Annotated in this window: 20 protein-coding genes; 18 read left to right on the top strand and 2 right to left on the bottom strand. The window is 44.2% G+C overall.

The annotated features are described in order from the left end of the window. The first annotated feature begins 163 nt into the window (after positions 1-163). On the top strand, positions 164-1,585 hold the full coding sequence (locus EV212_RS04100; protein ID WP_132089245.1) for a sigma-54 interaction domain-containing protein: 1,422 nt from the start codon (positions 164-166) through the stop codon (positions 1,583-1,585). 200 nt (positions 1,586-1,785) lie between these two features. On the opposite strand, the gene EV212_RS04095 is transcribed toward EV212_RS04100, so the two are convergent. Then, positions 1,786-2,079 (bottom strand): helix-turn-helix transcriptional regulator, encoded by a 294-nt coding sequence (locus EV212_RS04095; protein WP_132089242.1) that lies wholly within the window; start codon positions 2,077-2,079, stop codon positions 1,786-1,788. Positions 2,080-2,316: 237 nt separating this feature from the next. Here EV212_RS04095 and EV212_RS13415 point away from each other — a divergent pair, with 237 nt between their 5' ends. Further along, a complete protein-coding gene (locus EV212_RS13415) occupies positions 2,317-2,499 on the top strand; it encodes a hypothetical protein (protein ID WP_165873290.1) in 183 nt (60 codons plus the stop codon). A 156-nt stretch (positions 2,500-2,655) separates the two neighbouring features. Here EV212_RS13415 and EV212_RS04090 read toward each other — a convergent pair whose 3' ends face one another. Then, a complete protein-coding gene (locus EV212_RS04090) occupies positions 2,656-3,072 on the bottom strand; it encodes a MaoC family dehydratase (RefSeq protein ID WP_132089239.1) in 417 nt (138 codons plus the stop codon). 238 nt (positions 3,073-3,310) lie between these two features. Here EV212_RS04090 and asnA point away from each other — a divergent pair, with 238 nt between their 5' ends. The 16 genes from asnA (at position 3,311) to EV212_RS04010 (ending at position 22,590) form a co-directional block, all read left to right on the top strand. Next, on the top strand, positions 3,311-4,345 hold the full coding sequence (gene asnA, locus EV212_RS04085; RefSeq protein ID WP_279221981.1) for an aspartate--ammonia ligase: 1,035 nt from the start codon (positions 3,311-3,313) through the stop codon (positions 4,343-4,345). A 79-nt stretch (positions 4,346-4,424) separates the two neighbouring features. Then, positions 4,425-5,441: a CotS family spore coat protein gene (locus EV212_RS04080; protein WP_165873289.1), complete on the top strand. Its 1,017-nt coding sequence runs from the start codon at positions 4,425-4,427 to the stop codon at positions 5,439-5,441. 96 nt (positions 5,442-5,537) lie between these two features. Beyond that, positions 5,538-7,271 carry a phospho-sugar mutase gene (locus tag EV212_RS04075; protein ID WP_132089233.1) on the top strand — a complete coding sequence of 578 codons (1,734 nt, stop codon included), beginning with the start codon at positions 5,538-5,540 and terminating at the stop codon, positions 7,269-7,271. A gap of 107 nt (positions 7,272-7,378) precedes the next feature. After that, a complete protein-coding gene (locus EV212_RS04070) occupies positions 7,379-7,801 on the top strand; it encodes a protease complex subunit PrcB family protein (protein WP_132089230.1) in 423 nt (140 codons plus the stop codon). An 11-nt stretch (positions 7,802-7,812) separates the two neighbouring features. Continuing rightward, positions 7,813-9,381, top strand: a complete 1,569-nt coding sequence (locus EV212_RS04065) for a DUF3794 and LysM peptidoglycan-binding domain-containing protein (protein WP_132089227.1) — start codon at positions 7,813-7,815, stop codon at positions 9,379-9,381. 82 nt (positions 9,382-9,463) lie between these two features. Next, on the top strand, positions 9,464-10,342 hold the full coding sequence (gene ispE, locus EV212_RS04060) for a 4-(cytidine 5'-diphospho)-2-C-methyl-D-erythritol kinase (RefSeq protein ID WP_132089224.1): 879 nt from the start codon (positions 9,464-9,466) through the stop codon (positions 10,340-10,342). A gap of 29 nt (positions 10,343-10,371) precedes the next feature. Beyond that, the gene (locus EV212_RS04055) at positions 10,372-11,064 is read left to right on the top strand and encodes a GntR family transcriptional regulator (protein WP_132089221.1); all 693 of its coding nucleotides are present in this window, start codon (positions 10,372-10,374) and stop codon (positions 11,062-11,064) included. 118 nt (positions 11,065-11,182) lie between these two features. Then, positions 11,183-12,670: a spore germination protein gene (locus EV212_RS04050; RefSeq protein WP_243115446.1), complete on the top strand. Its 1,488-nt coding sequence runs from the start codon at positions 11,183-11,185 to the stop codon at positions 12,668-12,670. Continuing rightward, complete coding sequence (locus EV212_RS04045; RefSeq protein WP_132089215.1) at positions 12,657-14,345, top strand: GerAB/ArcD/ProY family transporter; 1,689 nt, start codon at positions 12,657-12,659, stop codon at positions 14,343-14,345. The genes EV212_RS04050 and EV212_RS04045 overlap by 14 nt, the downstream gene beginning before the upstream one ends. A 121-nt stretch (positions 14,346-14,466) precedes the next feature. Continuing rightward, positions 14,467-15,531: a D-alanine--D-alanine ligase family protein gene (locus EV212_RS04040; protein ID WP_132089212.1), complete on the top strand. Its 1,065-nt coding sequence runs from the start codon at positions 14,467-14,469 to the stop codon at positions 15,529-15,531. Positions 15,532-15,543: 12 nt separating this feature from the next. Continuing rightward, positions 15,544-16,350, top strand: coding sequence for a glutamate racemase (gene murI, locus EV212_RS04035; RefSeq protein WP_132089209.1), 807 nt, complete (start codon positions 15,544-15,546; stop codon positions 16,348-16,350). Positions 16,351-16,379: 29 nt separating this feature from the next. Beyond that, positions 16,380-16,805: a DUF1934 domain-containing protein gene (locus EV212_RS04030; protein ID WP_132089206.1), complete on the top strand. Its 426-nt coding sequence runs from the start codon at positions 16,380-16,382 to the stop codon at positions 16,803-16,805. 89 nt (positions 16,806-16,894) lie between these two features. After that, positions 16,895-17,758: a class II fructose-1,6-bisphosphate aldolase gene (gene fba / locus EV212_RS04025; RefSeq protein WP_132089203.1), complete on the top strand. Its 864-nt coding sequence runs from the start codon at positions 16,895-16,897 to the stop codon at positions 17,756-17,758. Between the two features lie 179 nt (positions 17,759-17,937). Next, entirely contained in the window at positions 17,938-20,727 is a 2,790-nt protein-coding gene (locus EV212_RS04020; protein WP_132089201.1) for an SH3 domain-containing protein, read from the top strand. Positions 20,728-20,742: 15 nt separating this feature from the next. Continuing rightward, positions 20,743-21,657, top strand: coding sequence for a cadherin-like beta sandwich domain-containing protein (locus EV212_RS04015; RefSeq protein ID WP_165873288.1), 915 nt, complete (start codon positions 20,743-20,745; stop codon positions 21,655-21,657). A gap of 117 nt (positions 21,658-21,774) precedes the next feature. Next, positions 21,775-22,590, top strand: a complete 816-nt coding sequence (locus tag EV212_RS04010; RefSeq protein WP_132089198.1) for an RNA polymerase sigma factor RpoD — start codon at positions 21,775-21,777, stop codon at positions 22,588-22,590. Position 22,591 lies beyond the last annotated feature (1 nt).

The raw sequence follows: 22,591 nt of genomic DNA, 5'->3' as shown, positions 1-22,591 counted from the left end.
AATTTTACACCAAGAGCCGGACTTTTCGAAGCCCGGCTCTTGCTTTTGGTAAAAAAAGTGCTGCCGCACTAATTTTTATTTAGTGCGACAGCTCCGTGCTTGTCTGGAACTATGCAGACTGCCTAAAAATGGGGAACAGGAAGTAGAGACAAGGGGAGCTTTTATGGAAAAGGTAACAACCATCGAAGAAAAATACGAATTTTATGAGGATGTTTTTGACAATATGCCGGATGCCGTCTATGTTCTGGATGATAAAGGAAATATGATTTATGTCAATTATGCTATGATTAAGAAATTTGACCTTCCCAGAGATCGGCTGCTTCAGTACAATGTTTTCGATATGTATGACGATGGCTTGATTGATTATGTAATCTCCCGTAATGTGTATGAACAGAAAAAAGAAGTCGTCATGTGCCAGAGAATTTTTAACAGCCACGGCAAAGAACAGATGCAGATGGTATCTCAGATGCCGATTTTTAATGATAAAGGAGATATTCGCTACATTATCGGTGTTATGAGAGATATGGAAGAACTAATCGGCTATTATTATGATGCTTTGAATAAGTATCAGGCGGTGAAGGAAATTGAAAATAAGCAGCCGTCGGATAATAAGCTGTTGGTATATAACAGCCCTCAGATGTCAGATTTGATCCGGGTTATGAATAATGTTGCTTCTACGGATGCCAATATTTTGATTCAGGGTGAATCGGGTACGGGAAAAGAAGTCCTTGCGGAGTATATTCATGAAATGAGCGAACGCAGGGACAAAGAGATGGTGCGCATTAACTGTGCTGCCTTTCCGGAGACCCTGTTGGAATCGGAACTGTTTGGCTATGAAAAGGGGGCATTTACCGGCGCTTTGGGCAGCGGCAAAAAAGGTCTTATCGAGACAGCGAATGAGTCCACATTATTTTTGGATGAAATTAACTCTTTGCCATTGGCACTCCAGGGAAAAATCCTGAGGACGATAGAGACAAAAATGGTACAACGCATTGGCTCGGATCGGCCAAAACGAATCAATTTCCGACTGATTGCCGCGACCAACGAAGATTTAAGCGAGTGTATCAAGAAGAAGACCTTCCGGGCGGATCTGTATTATCGTTTAAATGTTATTCCTGCGATCATTCCGCCGCTTCGGGAGCGCCCGAGTGATATTGAACCATTGATTGTCTATTTCCTGAATAAATATTGTAAAAAATACGGACGGGAGAAAACTTTTTCGCCGGAAGTTATGAATATATTGAAAAACTATTCCTGGCCGGGAAATGTTCGGGAACTTAAAAATTTCGTGGAACGAATTGTATTGATCAGCGCTTCATCTGTGTACTGTATAAAAAAAATACCGCCCCAGATGCTGGATGGTCAGTTAATGGTTCCGTCCGGTCAGAGCGGTGAGGGAATTACTGGATGCCAGTTTGACAGTCGAATGAGTCTGGAAGAGAACCTGAATGCTTTTGAAAAGCAAATCATTGAATCGGTTGTCCAGCGCTATGGCAGCGGCAAAAGTGCGGCCGAAGTTCTTAAAGTCAATCAGTCTACGATTTCAAGGAAAATGGCAAAATATAATATCAGTTACGATAAATAATATTCTATAATAAATAAAAATTTAAAACTGTTTCAGGTTTAACAAACGGAACGAAAGAGTCGAAAAGATATCGATTGTCTGCAGCCGATGCGAAAAGTTGGACGCATCAGCTACAGATATATCTTTTCGACTCTTTCGGCGTTTGCAACAACCTTTCACAAACGTTTTGGAAATTTTTATTTTGAAGCATTTGCGTCTGGTTATTTTTGATTGCCGCTACTCTGATGAAAGTAACGTATAAGACTGTAAACAATAGAAATTTCGGTTTCATTTAGTGTGGATATGTCGATGGAGTTGTGTGTGGGAAGATCCAGCAGATAGTCCGTAGAGACCCGAAAAAGCTGGGCTAATTCTACAATAAAAGTTGTTGATGGGATAGAGATTCCCATTTCCCAGGCATTCACACTGCTTCGGGTGATATTCAGTTTTCTAGCCAGTTCAGATTGGGTCATATTATTTGCATTTCTAAGCATTTTTATTTTATCAGCAATCATAGTGGCCTCCTTTCTAATTATAATAAAATAACCAGAAAGATATTACATTATCATAGAGATAATACCATTTGACAAATTGACCGAAATAATATAAAATTTTTAGGGGATGGGTAGAAGGGAGAGAGAAAAATACGGACCATTCGACTGGAGCGGGTCAATTTCTTTATTGGAAGTACAGCGCTTTTAGAGGTTTATATAGATGGAGGAAAATGTGGTGAGCTGTCCAACGGAAGTTGTATGGAACAACTTGTGGATGAAGATGAACATTTTATACAATTTTCAATGAATATTAGGATTGAGGATCAAGAGTGTCGTAGGATGTTTTATAATGTAATTCGTCTGGAGAAAAACGGAGCGGATAAAAATTTTCAACTGTGTATGCAGGGCGGCAAGCTCAGCGTTACAGAAATACTAAACTAAAAAATATTCCCGAAGATATTTGTAAATAAAAAGGCAGTTTTGTCTGAGCATTAAAAAAAGAGGCATCGTCTGGTACGAACGATGCCTCTTATGCAAGTAAAACTTCATTTAAGAGGGGAAAGCTTTACAAGCAACCCTTTGAATATGTGCCCCATTCTACTTAGGTGGCATTACCATAGCTTCGCCTTTTGTAACAACGACGCCATCCTGATTTGTACAGATTGTCTCAATTTTAACCCGATTCTTTTCTGGAATCATTTCAACAACTTTACCTGTTGCTGTGATTGTATCACCCATGCGAACTGGAGCCAGGAAGTTCAGAGTCTGGCTTAAGTAGATTGTTCCAGGACCAGGCATATGTACGCCAAGTACAGCAGAGATTAAACCGGCTGAAAGCATACCATGTGCGATTCTGCCTTTGAAAAATGTGTTTTTAGCATATTCCTCGTTTAAATGTGCTGGATTGATATCACCTGTGATGCCGGCAAATAAATAAACATCTGTTTCACTGATAGTTTTTGTGAAGCTGGCTTCCTGTCCAATAGATAAATCATTAATTGTAAAACCCTTCATGATATTAAACCTCCTAATAATTATTTACTTCTATAATACAGCAATTCTTATGCCAATTTTTTTGTTAAAAAAAAGACAGCTAAAATGGGCATTTTCAGAAAAATATTGAAAAGAAATCCAATGCATTTTTGCAATAATTGCAATTATGCAATTCTTATAAAAAAACTTGATACTTTCCCACTAGATAAACTATAATAAGAAGGTAAAAAATGGAAGAAAGGAGCATATAGCCGGCAGAATGAATGCGGCTATGGTGAATAATATGAATCCATCGTGGGTACCGGAGGGCTATGAATCGCCTCTGAATATTCGTGAAACAGAAGTTGCGATTAAATGTGTAAAGGACTTTTTTGAAAAGGAGCTGGCCAGACAGTTGAACCTGACCCGTGTTTCAGCCCCTTTTTTTGTATATCCGGAAAGTGGTTTAAATGATACATTAAATGGCGTGGAACGACCAGTAAGCTTTGGGGTACGGGAACAGGAGGACAGGGAAGTGGAGATTGTCCATTCTCTGGCAAAATGGAAACGGTTTGCTCTGAAGCGGTACGGCTTTAAGCATGGTGAAGGCCTTTATGCGGATATGTATGCGATTCGGCGGGATGAGGATACGGATCATCTCCATTCCATTCTTGTGGACCAATGGGATTGGGAACGGATTATCGACAAGGAAGAACGGAATGAGGAAACGTTGAAAGGGATTGTTCGTAAGGTTTACAAGGCTCTGAAAAATACCGAAAAATATATGGCCATACAGTACGAGTATATTGAGGAAATGCTGCCTCCGGAGATTACTTTTATTACGACTCAGGAACTTGAAGATATGTATCCCAATTTGACACCAAAGGAGAGAGAGCGGGAAATCGTACGTCTGAAAGGTGCGGTATTTTTAATGAAAATCGGAGGTGTGTTAGGTTCGGGAGAAATTCATGATGGACGGGCGCCGGATTATGATGACTGGGAATTGAACGGAGACATTCTTGTTTATTATCCGCTTTTGGATACGGCTTTCGAGCTTTCATCCATGGGTATTCGTGTGGATGAAGTATCTTTAATGCAACAGCTTGAAGTACGGGGCTGTACGGAGCGTAAGGATTTAATGTTCCATAAAGCGCTGTTGGATGGTGAGTTACCATATACCATCGGCGGCGGCATCGGTCAGGCCCGAATCTGTATGTTCTATTTAAGAAAAGCTCACATTGGAGAAGTCATTGCCTCTGTGTGGCCGGATGAAGTGGCGGCAGCACTGGAGAGCAAAGGCGTTCATTTACTGTAAGGTATTTGAGAATATGATGGAACCCTCCTTCATATGTTAAATAGACACTGTCTTTTAACATATCTGGGAGGGATTTCTTTTGGAAGAAAAAATCAGAGAACTGTTGGCATGTTATCATCTGGAAATAAAACGCCTGTACCGGGGGAGAGGCGCCTGGTTATGTGAGACGGATCAGGGATTAAAGCTGCTCCGCGTTTATCATGGATCGCCGAAGCATCTCCAATGGGAAATGATGGTCAAGGCATGCTTAAGGGAGCGGGGGTATGTTTACATAGACCAGTTTATGGCCAATCAGGAGGGGGCATATCTGACACCGGATGATGAAGGACAGAATTATGTCCTGACAGACTGGTATGAAGGCAGGGAATGCAGTACACGGGACAAAGAGGAAATTTTAAAGGCGGTAGCACATATGGCAGGTATGCACAAGGGAATGCATGATATCACACGAAATGAAGAGTTTTATGAGGTGTTCTGCCAGGAAAATTTCTTGGATGAGATGGCCCGCCGCCGTCGGGAGCTGAAAACCATTCGGAACTATATTTACCGGAAAAAACAGAAAAATGCCTTTGACCGGAGATTTATGGAGGTTTATCAAGAGTTTGATGAGGCCGGGGCCAGAGCTCAGGAAGTTTTTTCAGATGCGGGTTATACCGAAATGTATGAGAAAAGCCGCGGCCAGCAGCGGTTGTGTCATGGAGATTACACGCAGCACAATATTCTTGTCACACGCAGTGATATGGCATTGGTCCGATTTGATCAGATGCATGTGGAGCTTCAGGTATATGATTTATATGTGTTCATGCGGAAGATGCTGGAAAAGAACCGTTGGAATCCGGGACTGGGTATGGCAATGCTAAAGACCTATCATCGGGTGATGCCGTTAAACTACGGTCAGGTGCGCTGCCTTTATGGTATGATGGTGTTTCCTGAGAAGTTTTGGAAGATTGCCAACCGGTATCAGAATTCAAGGAAGAGCTGGATGTCTGCTCAGAACATGGATAAGCTGAATAAACTTATTCAGGAAAAGAATGAGAGAAAGGCTTTTTTGTCAGAAATTGAAGCATTTTGTGAAAAAATCGGACAATTTGCCTAAAAATTAAGTAAAGAATTCAAAAAAATAGTGCATTTTTGTGAGAAATCAGGTATAATAGAAACACAGAGAGTTTCAAATTATAAGGAGGAGATTCCAATGGACTACAAGGAGATATATGAGTCCTGGCTGGCAAACCCATATTTTGATGAAGGGACAAAGGCAGAACTGTTAAGCATTAAGGCAGATGATAAAGAGATTAAAGAACGTTTTTATAAGGATTTGGAATTTGGTACCGCAGGTCTTCGAGGCATTATCGGTGCCGGTACAAATCGTATGAACATTTACACCGTGCGTAAGACAACGCAGGGACTGGCCAATTACATAAAGAAACAGCATGGAGAATCCAAAGGTGTGGCGATTGCATTTGATTCCCGGCGTATGTCACCGGAATTTGCTTCGGAAGCAGCACTTTGCCTGGCGGCAAATGGAATTAAAGCTTACTTGTTTGAGTCTTTAAGACCGACGCCGGAATTGTCTTTTGCCGTACGTGAACTTGGATGTATTGCCGGGATTAACATTACGGCAAGCCATAATCCGCCGGAATATAATGGTTATAAAGTATACTGGGAAGACGGCGCGCAGATCACACCGCCCCACGACAGCGGTATCATGGGTGAAGTTCAGGCCGTGACCGATTATAATGATGTTTTAACGATGGATAAGGATGAAGCTGTTAAAGCAGGTCTTTGCACCATTATCGGCAAGGATATTGATGATAAGTATATTAGCCGTCTGAAAGAGCAGGTAAAACATCCGGAAGCTATTCAGGCGATGGGAAAAGATTTAAAGATTGTCTATACACCGCTTCATGGTACGGGAAATATCCCGGCACGCCGAATCTTAAAAGAACTTGGATTTGAGAATGTTTATGTTGTTCCGGAACAGGAACTGCCGGATGGGGAATTTCCGACGGTCAGCTATCCGAATCCGGAAGCTGACGAAGCTTTCGTTCTCGGGCTGAAGCTTGCAAAAGAAGTGGATGCGGACCTGGTTTTGGCCACAGACCCGGATGCGGACCGCCTAGGTGTTCGTGTGAAGGATAAGAATGGTGAATATCACAATCTGACAGGCAATATGTCTGGCTGCCTGCTTGCCGAATATACGATCAGCCAGATAAAAGCTTTAAAGGGCAGCCTGCCGGAAGATGGCGCATTGATCAAGACGATTGTAACAACGAATATGGCGGATGCTATTGCAAAAGGCTACGGTATCCGTTTGATCGAGTGTTTGACTGGATTCAAATATATCGGACAGCAGATTCTTGGGTTTGAGACAAGCGGAAAGGGAACCTATCTCTTTGGTTTCGAGGAAAGCTATGGATGTCTGATCGGCACCCATGCGAGAGATAAAGATGCGATTGTTGCAACGATGGCTCTCTGCGAAGCTGCCGCTTACTATAAAACCCAGGGTAAGACGCTGTGGGATGCAATGGTGGACATGTATGATAAATATGGCTACTACAAAGATGATGTAAAATCCATTTCCTTATCGGGAATCGAAGGATTGGCAAAAATTCAGTCCATTATGGAAACCCTTCGTTCGAACCCGCCGAAGGAAATCGCCGGTTTAAAGGTGATGTCCGCAAGGGATTATAAGAAGGATGAGATTGTGGACATTCAGACCAGTGAAGTGAGACCGACGGGCCTGCCAAGTTCCAATGTACTTTATTATGATCTGACAGATGATGCATGGTTATGTGTACGTCCTTCCGGTACAGAGCCGAAGATTAAGTTCTATTATGGAATTAAAGGCACCTCTATGGAGGATGCGGATGCAAAATCATCGGAAGTCAGCAAGGCGCTGGATGCGTTGATCGCAACGATGGTTTAATTCAATATTAAAGTTTGAGGAGTTCAGATAAAGTTGTCTGGACTCCTTTTTATTGCATATTTACCCGGCATGACTCATAAGCTTGTAAAAAAGGCGGTTCATGGGTTATGGGAAGAATGTATCGAAGAGTTTTGAGCGTTTTAGCGGCACTGTGTCTGTGCCTGTCGGCAGGCGGCTGTTCCATGTTTGACACGTCGGATAAGAAAGTGTCGGATATGGAATTTACCGTAACGGATGCGGAGGAATTACCTGAGGAGATAAGAGCCATGATTGAGGAGAGGAAAAACGAAGCCTTCCAGATGGCATATCATGACGGAAGTTATTCATATATTATTGTTGGTTATGGGCAGCAGGAAACATCAGGATACAGCATACAGGTAGGCGACGTCTATCAGGGAGAAAATGGCATATGGGTGGATACGGATCTGATCGGTCCGGAAAAATCAGAGGCAACGGAAGCTGTGCCGTCTTATCCCTATGTTGTTATAAAAATTGAAAGTGTGGACCAGACGATTCGATTTAAAAGTTAAGGAGGCTTTTTATGAATTTATCAAAAACATATATCCGGGTACCAATGTATAAGAACAGCGCATCTGTTCAGATGACTCTGGATAATGATTTTAATGTACCGGATACAAAACCGGATATTGAACGTTTGATTCAGGAAAAGGGTGTTCTGCACATTCGGGATATAAAACCGATAAAGGATAAATGCATTATCCGGGGAGAGCTTGCTTTCGGAGTGTTGTATATGGGAGATGAGGGCAGTGATCAGCTCCAATCCATTGAGGGGACGATACCGTTTGAAGAAACGATAAATATGGACGGTCTCCAGGAGATGGATCAGCTAAGTGTGCGATGGGATATGGAAGATCTGCGGACGGGGATGATCAATTCGAGGAAGATCAGTGTGCGTTCAATCGTGGTACTCCATGTGACCGCCGTCCGCATGGGTGAAGAAGAAGCAGCGACGGCGATGGAGGATGGCGAGGATCTGTGGGCACAGAACCGGTCCTGTACACTGAGTCAGCGCTGGATCAGCCAGAAAGACCAGCTGCGTATCCGTGAAGAAGCGGCAATTCCGGCTAACCGTCCGAATATGATGGATATCATATGGCATCAGGAAAATTTCGAAAATCTGGAAATGAAGCTTCAGGACGGCGGCGTATTGATTCGGGGCCAGCTATCTGTTTTTTTATTGTATCGGGATGAGACATTGGAAAATCCGGTCAATGATGTGGAATTGAATGTTCCGGTGGATGGGCGTATTGATCTTTCCGATGTCACTCAGGAAATGATTCCGGATATCAGGATCTATATGGATCACCTGAATCTGGATATTCGCAGCGATAAGGACGGAGAAGCACGGGTTGTCGGTGTCGAGGCAGTGCTGGCAGCAGAAATGAATATCTATCAGGAGGAGACGCTGAATCTGCTCCAGGACATTTATTCGCCAAAAGTTACGCTCATTCCGGAGCGAAAGCAGATTCGAATGGATAATCTGGTGCTGAAAAACCAGTCCCGGTGTCCGGTACGGGAAAAAGTCCATTTGGGCAGTGAAGGCGTGCGTATGCTTCAAATCTGTCATACAAAGGCCAGCGTAAAAATAGACCAGACAGAAGTCAGTGAAGAGGGAATTCTTGTGGAAGGTGTTGTCTATCTGGGAATTCTTTATATTGCGGCGGATGATCGGAAACCGGTAAATTCGGCGAAAGCGGCCGTGCCGTTTTCTTATACGGTGGAAGCAGAAAATATCGGGCCGGAGGATTCTTATGACATTTTTCCAAGTCTGGAACAGTTGAGTGCGACGATGACGGACAATGATGAAATCGAAGTAAAAATGATCATTTCATTGGATGCATCCATTTTTAAATCTACGAATGTACAGATTGTGACTCAGGTCCGGGAAGAACCGCTGGATTTTGAAAAGATTGAAGCCATGCCGGGAATGACCGGACATGTGGTAACGGAGGGAGATTCCATCTGGACACTGGCCAAAAAATATTATGCATCACCGGAGGATATTCGGGAAGTGAACGAACTGACCGGGGACGAATTAACGGTGGGGCAGCCAATTCTTATTATGAAAAATATGGAAATCTTAAAATAAGACTTGAAAATAAAAATAGATTCTTTATAATTGTATATATAATGAATTTTGTATACAAAAAACAATAGAGGAAGGAATAGCGATGGATACGATTCAGATGAAGGCATTTGGAAAGGTGAATTTGGGACTGGATGTTCTTCGACGGCGTGAGGATGGATATCATGAAGTACGGATGATCATGCAGACAATTCAGTTGTTTGACCGGATATCCATAGAAAAAAAGCCTCAGGAAGGTATTTGGCTGGAAACTAATCTGCCTTTTCTTCCAGTGAATGAAAATAATATTGCATACAAAGCTGCGTGGATGCTGATGGAGGAATTTCATATTTCAGGCGGATTGCATATAAAGATTGAAAAGCATATTCCGGTGGCTGCTGGAATGGCCGGGGGAAGTACCAATGGTGCGGCGGTACTTTATGGAATCAATCGAATATGCGGGCTTGGGCTGACAAAACATCAGCTTATGGAACGGGGGGTACGGCTTGGCGCAGATGTGCCTTATTGCATTATGCGCGGAACAGTGCTTTCGGAGGGCATCGGCGAGATACTGACACCGGTGGCCGCCTTACCGGACTGTTATATTCTTGTTGCAAAACCGCCGGTCAGTGTTTCAACGAAACATGTTTATGAGCATTTGCGGCTGGACCTGATCAAGCGGCATCCGGATATTGACGGGATGGTAAAAGCTCTGGAGTCGGGCAGTCTTTCCGGTGTGGCATCGTGTATGGGGAATGTTCTGGAAACCGTAACGATTCCGGAACATCCGGAGATTCAGCAGATTAAGGAGATCATGATTTCGGAAGGAGCGATAAATGCCATGATGAGCGGCAGCGGTCCGACGGTCTTTGGCATTTTTGATGATAAAGCGCAGGGAGCAAAAGCAAGGGATATTTTAAGAAAGGGGACACTGGCCAAACAGGTTTATCTTGTAAAGCCCTTTAATATCCGGAGCAGGCGATAAACAACGTACACGAGGAGGAAGTGAGAGAAATGCATAATTTTCAAATGCATATTAATGAATATCTGCCATTGCGGGATGTGGTTTTCTACACACTTCGCCAGGCAATTTTAAAAGGAGAACTGGAACCGGGAGAACGTTTGATGGAGATGCAGCTGGCTGAACAGCTCGGCGTCAGTCGGACACCGATTCGTGAGGCGATTCGTAAGCTGGAACTGGAAGGCCTTGTATTAATGATCCCGAGACGGGGAGCAATCGTTGCGAAGATTACGGAAAAGGATCTGAGGGACGTGTTGGAAGTGCGCTCTTCCCTGGAACGGCTGTCCACAGAGCTGGCCTGTGAACGTATGAAGGAAGATACGATTGTTGAACTGCGTAAGGCTCAGGAAGCTTTTAAAGAAGCATTGGATGGTGATGATATCACCTTGCAGGCCCAGAGAGATGTGGAATTTCACGATGTCATTTATAAGGCCACCGGTAATCTGCGATTGATTCAGATGCTGAATAATCTTCGAGAGCAGATGTATCGGTATCGATTGGAATATCTGAAATATGATCTGGCCCACCAGACACTTATTGAGGAACATGAGGCGATCATAGAGGCTCTTTCGAAAAGAGATAAGGATACAGCGACAAATATTATCGTCCGTCATGTCTATAATCAGGAATTGACGGTGATGAAAAAGATTCAGGATGATGATGAGACGCTGATCGTAAAAAAATAAATATAAGTGATAAAAAAGGAGTCATTTGCACAGACTAGAGCAATGACTTCTTTTTTTGGTGGAATAAAGAGCATGTCGCAAATAAGGACGCTTAAAAAGTTCGGAGGTGGGGATGTATATGAATATATCCAGTCAGCTGGAGATCAATATAAAGGAACTGAAAAAAAGATTTGAGAACTGTCAGGATGTGATTCAGCGTCAGATGGTTGCCACGGGATTACCGATTTATGTGGTCTATGTGGATTCAATGATCGACAGAGATTTAGTGGAAGGCGAATTCCTGAAAAATATCATGTACAGTCTGGATTATATGCCAAAGACAGATGTTTTTGAATTTTTACAGGAACGGGCTCTGACGACGGCAGATACAAAGGAAGCAAAAACGCTGGAAGATGCTATTCTGGCCGTACTGTCAGGGGATACAGCTATTTTTCTTGAGGACTGCCCAAAGGCTTTGATCATATCCAGTAAAAACTTTCCGACCCGGGGCGTCCAGAGCGCTGAATCTGAGGTGGCCGTGCGGGGACCAAAGGACAGTTTTACCGAGTCCATGCGGGCAAATACAGTTTTGATTCGACGGCGAATTCGGGATACCCGGTTGAAAACATTACAGACAAAGGTTGGCGTCCGTTCACAGACGGATATTACGGTGATGTACATGGAAGGAATCGCCCGGCCGGAACTGGTGTCTGACATTCAGGAACGGTTGAAACGGTTTAAGATTGATGGAATTTTTGACAGCGGCAGCCTGGAACAACTGACAGAGAAAGAATGGTATTCTCCTTTTCCCCAGTTTCAGTCCACAGAGCGGCCGGATAAGGCGGCGTCTTCGGTCATGGAGGGGCGGATCGCTGTCATCGTGGATAATTCGCCGATGGTGCTGCTCCTGCCGACGACGCTGAACTGTTTTTTCCAGGCGGCGGACGATTACTATAACCGATGGGGCATTGTGTGTTTTGTGCGTATTTTAAGATATGTGGCGGCTTTGATCGCCATGGTGCTGCCGGCTTTTTATATCGGTGTGGCATGCTTTCACCCCGAGATGCTGCCGACCAGTCTGGAACTTTCATTTGCAGCAGCCAGAGAAGGGGTGCCTTTTCCGGTTCCGGTAGAAGTGCTTTTGATGGAGTTGGCCTTTGAACTTTTGAGGGAAGCAGGAATCCGACTGCCCGGACCGATGGGCAGTGCCCTCGGTATCGTGGGTGGTTTGATCATTGGACAGGCGGCCGTGGATGCCAATATTGTCAGTCCGATCGTCGTGATCATTGTGGCGCTGACGGCGTTGGCTTCTTTTACCATACCGAACGAAGGCTTCGCCTCGGCTTTTCGTCTGGTAAAATTTTACCTTATTTTGCTCGGTGCATTTCTGGGCGTTTACGGTGTGGTTTTGGGAATGCTGAGCGTATTGATTCATCTGGCTTCTTTGGAGAGCTTTGGTATTCCATATCTTATGCCCTATGTGGCGGTAAAAGCCGACGAAAACAGAGATTTTCAGGATGGGTTGATACGAATGCCTTTATTTAAGTTAAAAAAACGTCCTGTTTTTGCCAGAAAAGACCAGAGAATACGTTATAAGTCGGAGGAGGAGCGGAATGTTTTCAAATAATGGAAAAATTTCAAATCATCAGGCGATACGTTTGCTGATTTTGGATGTGTTTACCGGAGCCTGCCTGTTTTTGCCGATGGCCCTTTCAAGAATAGCGGGAAACGGTGGATTTTTGGCGTTAATTCTCGGGCTTTTGTTGACTTTAGTTGATGGGGCGGTGCTTTCCTGGTGCCTTGAAAAGTGTGCAAGCCAGTTCATTCAAAACCTTGGCAGGGGATGGGCTGCCAGGATTCTGCGCTGGCTCTATGGTTTAAGATGCTTTGCTGCCTTTATCTTTCTCATGGGAATGTTTTCATCTGTCTTAAATGAGACTTTTTTATACACCATGCCAAAATGGCTGGTCATTGTCGGAATGTTGTTTGTGTTAATTTATGGGAGTACAAAAGGGATTGAAGTCCGTGCCCGATTGTCGGAAATCTTGTTTTATCTTATTCTGGTGCCGATTATCCTTATTGGTCTGTTTTCTATCCCGGAAGGGAATATTAGCCGGCTCCTGACATTCTCAGATGTGTCTTTTTCCGGAGTGTTTCAGGGGGTTTTAGTGACTTGGGTGCTTATGGCTCCGGTGGAATGGATGCTTTATATTGCTCCGGAAAATCCAAATGAAAAACCATTTAAAATATTTGCCTGGGCGCTTGGTATCGGTGGTGGCCTGGCTGCGCTGATCTATGCTTTATGTGTAACAGTGATAACAGTGGAGGGGATGGCCGGAGAACGGTGGCCAACGGTCATCTTAATGCAGATTGTACGGATTCCCGGCGGATTTTTATCAAGGCAGGACGGACTGATGCTGTCCTTTTGGATTTTTGCCATGTTTATCAGTCTGTCAGGGGCGTTAAGCCATACGGCAGAATTGTGGGGAGGCGGCAAAGTGAAGAACAATCAGTGGATGCTGCGAATCTGTGCACTGGCGGGCGGAGGTGCCGCCTGGCTTTTAGGAACCGACCGGAGATTTTTAAATATTTACTTTTGGTGGATGCTGGCATCCGGGGTGGCCCTTCTGTGGATTGTACCCTGGTTTGTGGGGGTGACTCGCAGAGGCAGTCTGTTACAGAAAAAGGGAAAAAAGATAGGCACTATGGTTCTTGCTCTCTGTTTGATCGGTGGACTGACCGGCTGTGAGAATTATGTAGAGCTTGAGAATCGGGCCTTTGTTATGGCACTTGGGGTGGACCCCGGGGAAGAAGAAAACTATCGGTTTACCTATACATTTCCCGATCTGGAGGCGCTGACGGGAAACGGCAGCAGCGCCAAATATCCGCCGATGACATTGGAGGCAGACAGCCTTCAGGATAGTGAGGATAAGTATGACAGTATGTCCGGAAAATCTCTGGATTATGGTCAGGTGAAGGTGATTGTTCTGGGAAATGAAATGGTTTCTGATTGGAAGAAATTGAAGAATCTGCTGGATGAGATACGGAATAAGCCGGAATTTGCCCGGACAATGCTGGTGTGTGAATGTCTGACGACAGGAGAAGAAATGTTGGCGCTGGATGAAGAAGTGGCCGGTTCTATAGGCATTTACATGGAAGAAATGTTTGAAAATAACGGAAAGCATCTGGGTATTTCATCGGTTACCTTAAATGATGTGATTATGAAAATGGAAACGACGGATATCGGCGGAATTCTTCCAAAAGTATATATATACGACAAAAAACCCCGGATTATGCGCTGAATCCGCCGTCACGGACGAGTATTTGGAAGGAAGAAAGCAGTTGAATAATTAGAGTGAATCAGGTACAATAGATAAAAAACTACAATACCATAAGTATGGATAGATAACCGAGGTGCAAAACATGAACAATAAATTAACTGTAGCTGTGGTGTTTGGCGGTCAGTCCTCTGAACATGATGTTTCCTGTATGTCGGGGCTGACGATCATGAAAGCCCTGGACAGGGAAAAGTATGATGTGGTTCTGATCGGAATTACAAAGGATGGTCGTTGGCTGCTTGCAGATTCCATGGAGGATGTGGAAAGCGGCGTTTGGAGAAACAGTAAGATCCAGGCTGTCTTATCGCCGGATGAACAGGATCATGGCCTGATCCTTTCAGAAGACGGACGAAGCTGGAAACAGAGAGTGGATGTGATCTTCCCGGTGCTTCACGGGATGTATGGCGAAGACGGAACGATTCAGGGTCTGTTTGAGCTGGCTAAGATCCCCTATGTGGGCTGCGGTGTCCTGGCATCCAGTGTTTCCATGGATAAATGGTATACGAAGATTGTCGTGGATGATCTGAATATTCGTCAGGCGAAGTACGTACCGATCAATCATATTGAAATGCGGAATATTGAAGAATGTGTGGCAAAGGTGGAAGCTGCTTTATCTTATCCGGTATTTGTGAAACCGTCAAAAGCCGGCTCTTCCGTAGGTGTAAACAAGGCTTCTGACAGAGAAGAATTGAAAGCAGCTTTAAAGGAGGCTGTTAAGCATGATATTCATATTCTCGTGGAGGAAACCATTGTGGGACGGGAGATTGAATGTGCGGTTCTCGGCGGTTATGCGCCGGAGGCTTCCGATGTAGGTGAAGTACTTTCAGCAGAAGATTTTTATACCTTTGACGCCAAATACAACAATCAGGAATCAAAAACGGATTTACATCCGGTATTTCCGGAAGGAAAGATGGAAGAAGTTCGTGCAGACGCTGTACAGATTTTTAAGGCATTGGACGGTTTTGGCTGCGCGCGTGTGGATTTCTTTATGGAAAAGGATACGAACGAAGTGGTTTTCAATGAGATTAATACCATGCCGGGATTTACTTCAATCAGTATGTATCCGATGCTCTGGAATGAAAAAGGGCTTGATAATGGCGCTCTTGTCGATAAGATGATTCAACTGGCATTTGAACGTTATGTGAGATAGGAGGTCCGAGCGATGCAGATAGATGCACCGATTGGTGTTTTTGATTCCGGTGTCGGCGGATTGACGGTGGTCCGTGAAATTATAAGACAGCTTCCTTCGGAAAATATTGTTTATTTTGGAGATACGGCCCGGGTACCCTATGGTACAAAGTCAAGAGACACGATTATAAATTATTCGGAACAGATTGTTCATTTTTTAAAAACAAAGCAAGTAAAGGCGATTGTGGTGGCTTGTAATACGGCAACTTCCTATGCCCTGGATGTATTGAAGGAAAAGCTGGATATACCGATTATTGGTGTGGTCCGGCCGGGGGCGGTGACCGCAGTAAATGCTACAAAGAATAAACGTATAGGAATCATAGCTACAGAGGGTACGGTCGGCAGTGGTATTTATCCGAAAGTTATTCATGAGTATGATCCGGAGATACAGGTTGTTCAGAAGGCCTGCCCGTTGTTTGTGTCTCTGGTGGAAGAGGGATGGACCGATGATCCGGTGACAGATGAGGTGGCGCGACGGTATTTGAAGTCTTTGCAGACTTCGGATGTGGATACACTTGTTCTTGGCTGTACCCACTATCCACTGCTCAGAAAAACGATTGGTCGTCTGGTGGGCGATGGTGTGACATTGGTGAATCCGGCTTATGAAACGGCATGCAGTCTGAGGGAATTATTGAAAGAAGAAGGCATATACCGGGAGACAGGGGAGCCGTCCTATCACTTTTTTGTCAGTGATGGAGCGGAACGGTTTACGAATTTTGCCAATTCCATCTTGCCTGTGGATCTGGTGCCAACACGACTTGTGCCGATTGAAAATTATTGATCAGGAGTGATGAAGGATGGGTATACATAATGACAGATAAAGTAATCGTATCAATTAAAGGTGTCCAACACGAATATGGTGAGGACGGCGTTACAGAGATGATTACCACCGGGAATTATTATTTTAGAAATGGGAAACATTATATTCTGTATGATGAGATGATACCGGAGACCGGAGAGCAGATGAGTAATACATTGAAAATGAGCCCGGAGCGGATCGATCTGATCAAGCATGGTTCTCATAGTGTGCATATGGTATTTGAGGCGAACACGAAAAATATGGTTGTATACCGAACGCCTTATGGAATGATGGAAGTCTGTTTTAATACGTTCAGTGTGGAGTTGGAGAAAACAGAGAAAAGTATTTATGCCCGGATCGAGTATGCACTGGAAATTAATGAGGGTTTTATTTCTGACTGCACGATTGAGATAAATGTTCGTGCGAAAGAACATTGATTTTTCGGTATTTAATTGATTTTTTCCGCATTTGAGAGTAAAATTTTAAGTAACCATTAACAAAAAAGAAGATTAAGGAGGGTTTAGACATGTTTGTATCTGCAGATGAAATGTTAAAAAAGGCCGTAGCTGGTCACTATGCTGTTGGCCAGTTTAATATTAACAATCTGGAATGGACAAAAGAAATTCTTCTGGCGGCAGAAGAAGCGAAATCTCCGGTTATCCTTGGTGTTTCCGAGGGTGCGGGAAAGTACATGACCGGATTTAAGACAGTTGCAGCAATGGCTGGGGCTATGATTGAAGAATTGGGGATTACAGTTCCTGTAGCAATCCATCTGGATCACGGAACCTATGAAGGATGCCTGAAATGTGTGGAAGCAGGATTTTCTTCCATCATGTTCGATGGCTCCAAATATCCGATTGAAGAAAACGTTGAGAAAACAAAAGAGCTTATAAAGATCTGCCGTGAAAAAGGAATGTCTCTGGAAGCAGAAGTTGGCTCCATCGGCGGTGAAGAAGACGGTGTGATCGGTGCTGGTGAATGTGCAGATCCGAAGGAATGTAAGATGATCGCTGATTTAGGTGTAGATATGCTTGCAGCGGGTATCGGTAACATCCATGGCAAATATCCGGCCAATTGGCAGGGATTGAGCTTTGAGACATTGGATGCGGTTCAGCAGCTTACAGGCGATATGCCGCTGGTACTTCATGGTGGTACAGGCATTCCGGATGATATGATTAAAAAAGCCATCTCCCTGGGTGTTGCTAAGATCAATGTAAATACGGAATGTCAGCTTGCTTTTGCAGACGCTACCCGCAAATATATCGAAGAAGGTAAAGATTTACAGGGCAAAGGTTATGACCCTCGTAAATTATTAAAACCAGGCGCTGATGCGATCCGCGCAAAGGTTCTTGAAAAGATGGAATTATTTGGTTCTGTTGGAAAAGCCTGATTGGGGAATAAAAAATTGAACGCGGCATTCGCTCCTGTATGGAGTGAATGCCGTTTTTGTGCCATTAAAAACATAGTTTTTAAATAAAAATGCGAAAAACAGTTGATTATTTTAATCTTTTATGCCATAATTGTAGTAAATATGTAATAGATTTGTAATAAATCAACAGGGAGGACATTATGAAAAAGTTCAGTGGCTTCAATAAGGGCCTTGTCTACGCATTGGTGACATCAATGGTCATTTCCTGCGCAGCGGGAATTGGTCCGCTGAGAGCGAATGCGGCTACGACAGGAACTGTCAACGCAGATGCATTGAATGTCCGTTCTGGTGCAGGCACAGGATATTCCCGTGTGGGAACGGTGACTCAGGGACAGACACTCGGCATTGTGGAGACGGTACAGGGCTCAGATGGTTATACATGGTATAAGGTGTCCGGAGCGGTTTCGGGATATGTTAGGGGTGACTTTATTTCGAATATTGTTTCAGATACGCCGACGCGTCCAAGCAGTTCGGCCGGAACGATCACAGCCGATTGGCTGAATGTTCGTACCGGTGCGGGAACAAATTTTTCCCGTATGGGCAGTGTGGCTCAGGGAACGCGTCTGACAGTGATTTCTGTCCATGGTGAATGGTATAAAGTGACATGCCAGATGGACGGAACGATTCAGACCGGATATGTACATAGCCAGTACGTTCAGATGGACGGCGATTCCGGCAATAATAACAATAATAATAATAACAATAATAATAACAGCGGTGCCGAGCCGGTAGTAGCAGCAGGTGTTGTCAACGTGGATGCATTGAATGTTCGTTCCGGCGCCAGCACGAATGATTCGGTTTTAGGAATTATCCGTCAGAATGAGTCGGTAGAGATTCTCGGTCAGGAAGGTTCCTGGTATAAGATACGGTGTTCTGTTAATGGCAGTACCCAGACCGGTTATGTTTATGCCGAATATATTTCAAAGACATCGGATAACAACAATAATAATAATAACAACAACAATACGACAACGCCGATCGGTAAGGGCGTCGTGAATGCGGATGCATTGAATGTCCGTACCGGAGCTGGCACAAATAACAGCTCTATTGGTCTGATTCGCAAAAATGAACAGGTGGAGATCCTTTCACAGGTAGGTTCTTGGTATCAGGTAAAATGTACGGTCAATGGCAGTGAGACAACCGGTTATGTTGCAGCCGAATATATTACCAGAACAGATGAAAATAATTCCGGTAATACGAATCCTACACCAACGCCGCCAACTTATGAAAAGAAAAATGGCGTTGTGAATGCGGATGCACTGAATGTCCGTACCGGGGCCGGTACAAATCATTCAGCGATCGGCCTGATCTATCAGAATGCTTCTGTTACTGTGATCGGTGAGGAAAACGGATGGTATAAGATTTCCTGCGTAGTGAACGGGACAACCCGTGAAGGTTATGTTTCCGCCGAATTCATCACGATTGTTGATAATAATAACAATAACAATAACAACAATAATAACAATACTTCCCCGGTCGGACAAATAGGCATCACAACGGCGGATGGTCTGAATTTCCGTACTGGGCCGGGAACAAATTACGGTACACAGGGCCTTGTATATCTCGGCACACAGGTAAATATTTTAGGCATTGAGGGTGACTGGTATGAAGTTTCCTGTGTGGTAAACGGTGTATTGAAAAAAGGTTACATGAGCAGAGAGTATGTAAGGATCGTGGGAAGCAATGATGATCCGTATGAAGGAACGACAGATGCTCAGTTTGAAGAACAGATAGCGGCTTTCCCTGAAAGTTATAAGAATGCGCTCAGACGATTACACGATCAGCATCCAGAGTGGAAATTTGTGGCAAACAATGTAGGGGTTGATTTCGGCTATGCGGTCGATCAGGAGAACAGCGGTAATCGTTCGATGGTATATGTATCCTCTACAACACCGTTCTCATGGTTATCCACAGCACCGGGAGATTATGACTGGGCGACAGACACCTATGTAAACAAGGATGGAGCTTCGTGGAAAGGCGCTTCCAGAGAATTGATCGCTTATTATATGGACCCTAGAAATTTCCTGGATGAGCAGCAGATTTTCATGTTTGAAACCCAATCCTATGAATCTTCTCAGAATCGGAATGTTACAGCCGGTATTTTAAATGGAACGTTCATGGCAGATGGTAATGGATATAATTATAATGGCAGATATTATTCTTATGTAGATACCTTTATGGAAGCCGGTGAGATTTCAGGAGCAAGCCCATATTTCCTGGCATCCAGATGCCGTCAGGAAGTTGGCGGAGGAAGTCCGGCGGCGGATGGAAGTTATGGATATTATAACTTCTTTAACATCGGTGCATATGCAAGCGGCAGCGGTAACGCAGTATCTAACGGTATTGCCTACGCGTCCCAGACCGGTACATGGCGCCGGCCGTGGACAAGTCCTTGGTTGTCGATTGTTGGTGGTGCCGAATTCCTGGCAGGTTCCTATATCAATGTGGGACAGAATACGGATTACTTCCAGAAGTTTAATGTTGTAAATTCGCCGTATTTCGATCATCAATATATGGGAAATATTCAGGCTCCAAGTACAGAAAGCTCCGGCCGTTACGAGACATATAAAGATCTGGGAATTTTGAACAGCGCTATAACCTTTATTATTCCTGTATACAATAATATGCCTGAAAGTGCGGCGTCTATTCCAGCTGTTACAGGAAATCCGAACAGTTACATTAAGAGTCTGACACTGAATAACGGCAGCATTGGCTTTAACCAGACATTTACTTATAATAAGCTGAATTATAATGCGGTTACAAGAGAGGCTTCAGTCAATATATCCGCAACACCAGTCAGCAGCTACGGAACGATCGTATCCGGTGCAGGATATCATGAATTGAACCCGGGCAACAATGTGATTGAGGTCGTATGTCAGGCAGGAAACGGCACCCAGACAACCTATACACTGAATATCTATCGTCAGTAGAAAAGGAGAAAGACCATGAATAAAAAAATAATTTCTATCATATGTGCAACGGTTTTAACCCTCTGTGCAGTGGTCGGCGGTGTGGTTTTTACCGGAATGCAGACAAATGCATCAGGAACTCAGATGACCGTATCCGTGGAATCTCCGACAGTGGAGAAAGACGATGAAGTGAAAGTGCTTGTGACAGCCTCCAGCGGCGAGTCGATGAGCTATATCAAAGCAGATTTATCCTATGATCCTGAAAAGCTTGAGTTGGTGGGAACATCCACCGACCTGGCTACAGGAGCCAATGGAGAGATACAGATCATTGAAACATTAGCTTATGGCGAGACAGAGCGAACCTATGAGCTGACGTTCAAAGCACTGGAGGTCGGTGCAACAGATATTCGTCTTTATGATGCTTACATTGAGCAGTATGAATCTCTGGAAATGCTCAGTCTGGAAGGTGATTCCACATCCCTTGAAGTGGTCGTAAATACAGCAATTTCCGAGGATGCCCGTATTAAAGAGTTGATGATCGCCGGTGTACAGAAGCTGGAGGAAAAGTTCAGCCCGGATGTGTATGAATATAATGTGGAAGTTGGGGTAGACATGGAAATGCTTATCTATTCCGCGGTACCGATGGAAGAAGACAGTGTGGTTACGGCACCGGAAGACCTGATGTTGGCGATCGGTGAGAATCACTTTGAGATTCTTGTCACAGCTCCGGCAGGCAATACTCAGACTTATGTCATTAATGTGACCCGTCTGGATCATGAACTGGAATCTGAGACGGAAACGGAATCCGAGACGGAAACCGAGACCGAATCGGCTCTGGAAACTGGGGTGGAGAGCGAGACTGAAACCGAGACTGAGACCGAACCTGAAACGGAAAGTGAAACATTGGGTGAAGAGCTTCTTGGAGAGCCTCAGCCATACAGCTATGAATAGACAGAGAGTCAACCTGAAGAATAAAATTTAAGATCAGGACCCCTGTAAGCATTTGCTTACAGGGGTTTTTGTGATATAGTGAATTGTGAATATTCAGTGGAAAGGGAAGGTTATTTTATGTTAGATCAAAATACATTTACGGAAACAATTCGAGAAGTGTCCGAGATCATTCGGACCGCCGCGGAACCTTTATCCAGAGAAGAGATTCTCAGCTATTTTCATAAAATGGATTTAAATGAAAAGCAGCAGGAAATGGTATTGGAATACCTGATGAAGCCGGAGAACGGAGCAGTTTCTCATGCGGAAGTGGAAAGTAAAAAAGCAGAGACAATGGAAAAAAGTACGAATTTTGAGGCGTCCGGATTAAAAGCGGATGAAGCGTTTACGGATTCACGGATTCTGCGGATGTATATGGAAGATCTGGAAGGACTTTCGGTCTGCACACAGGAAGAGCTTCAGCGATTATATGAGGCGCTTTTGGACGGAGATGAGACGGCCATCGGAAAGATATCCGAGAGCTGGATGGAACGAATTCTGGAACAGGCCAGAAAATTGTCAGTGGCTTCCGAGGATTTCTCTGATGTCGTTCAGGAAGGCAACATGGCATTTTTTTTGAAACTTTCCGAATTATGCGGAAGCGGGGCAAAGGCAGACAGAGGTCTTTCTGCTGTATATGTGGAAAAAGAACTTATTCAGGCAGTGGAAGCTGCTATGAAATCGTATATTCAGGAGCTTACCGGCGCCAGTGATGTGGAGAATGCCGTTGTCGGGAAAGTGACGCTGGTGGGTGAGGCCAGGAAATATCTGATGGAGCAAAACGGCCAGGAGCCGTCCCTTCAGGAATTGGCTCAATATACAAGAATGTCGGAAAGGGAACTTAAGGATATGATGGATCTGATTCGAAAAGCAGAAGAACGGGCAAAAGCCCGGTAGG

The organism is Frisingicoccus caecimuris, from assembly GCF_004340975.1.
Classification (GTDB): domain Bacteria; phylum Bacillota; class Clostridia; order Lachnospirales; family Lachnospiraceae; genus Frisingicoccus; species Frisingicoccus caecimuris.
Note: the sequence above shows the minus strand (reverse complement) of the source record. Positions and strands in the feature narration are given on the sequence as shown.

Bases quoted from the DNA above. Each gene is read 5' to 3' on its own strand.
- EV212_RS04100 (WP_132089245.1), top strand. From the start codon at position 164: ATGGAAAAGGTAACAACCATCGAAGAAAAATACGAATTTTATGAGGAT.
- EV212_RS04095 (WP_132089242.1), bottom strand. From the start codon at position 2,079: ATGATTGCTGATAAAATAAAAATGCTTAGAAATGCAAATAATATGACC.
- EV212_RS13415 (WP_165873290.1), top strand. From the start codon at position 2,317: ATGGAACAACTTGTGGATGAAGATGAACATTTTATACAATTTTCAATG.
- EV212_RS04090 (WP_132089239.1), bottom strand. From the start codon at position 3,072: ATGAAGGGTTTTACAATTAATGATTTATCTATTGGACAGGAAGCCAGC.
- asnA (WP_279221981.1), top strand. From the start codon at position 3,311: ATGAATGCGGCTATGGTGAATAATATGAATCCATCGTGGGTACCGGAG.
- EV212_RS04075 (WP_132089233.1), top strand. From the start codon at position 5,538: ATGGACTACAAGGAGATATATGAGTCCTGGCTGGCAAACCCATATTTT.
- EV212_RS04070 (WP_132089230.1), top strand. From the start codon at position 7,379: ATGGGAAGAATGTATCGAAGAGTTTTGAGCGTTTTAGCGGCACTGTGT.
- EV212_RS04065 (WP_132089227.1), top strand. From the start codon at position 7,813: ATGAATTTATCAAAAACATATATCCGGGTACCAATGTATAAGAACAGC.
- ispE (WP_132089224.1), top strand. From the start codon at position 9,464: ATGGATACGATTCAGATGAAGGCATTTGGAAAGGTGAATTTGGGACTG.
- EV212_RS04055 (WP_132089221.1), top strand. From the start codon at position 10,372: ATGCATAATTTTCAAATGCATATTAATGAATATCTGCCATTGCGGGAT.
- EV212_RS04050 (WP_243115446.1), top strand. From the start codon at position 11,183: ATGAATATATCCAGTCAGCTGGAGATCAATATAAAGGAACTGAAAAAA.
- EV212_RS04045 (WP_132089215.1), top strand. From the start codon at position 12,657: ATGTTTTCAAATAATGGAAAAATTTCAAATCATCAGGCGATACGTTTG.
- EV212_RS04040 (WP_132089212.1), top strand. From the start codon at position 14,467: ATGAACAATAAATTAACTGTAGCTGTGGTGTTTGGCGGTCAGTCCTCT.
- murI (WP_132089209.1), top strand. From the start codon at position 15,544: ATGCAGATAGATGCACCGATTGGTGTTTTTGATTCCGGTGTCGGCGGA.
- EV212_RS04030 (WP_132089206.1), top strand. From the start codon at position 16,380: ATGACAGATAAAGTAATCGTATCAATTAAAGGTGTCCAACACGAATAT.
- fba (WP_132089203.1), top strand. From the start codon at position 16,895: ATGTTTGTATCTGCAGATGAAATGTTAAAAAAGGCCGTAGCTGGTCAC.
- EV212_RS04020 (WP_132089201.1), top strand. From the start codon at position 17,938: ATGAAAAAGTTCAGTGGCTTCAATAAGGGCCTTGTCTACGCATTGGTG.
- EV212_RS04015 (WP_165873288.1), top strand. From the start codon at position 20,743: ATGAATAAAAAAATAATTTCTATCATATGTGCAACGGTTTTAACCCTC.
- EV212_RS04010 (WP_132089198.1), top strand. From the start codon at position 21,775: ATGTTAGATCAAAATACATTTACGGAAACAATTCGAGAAGTGTCCGAG.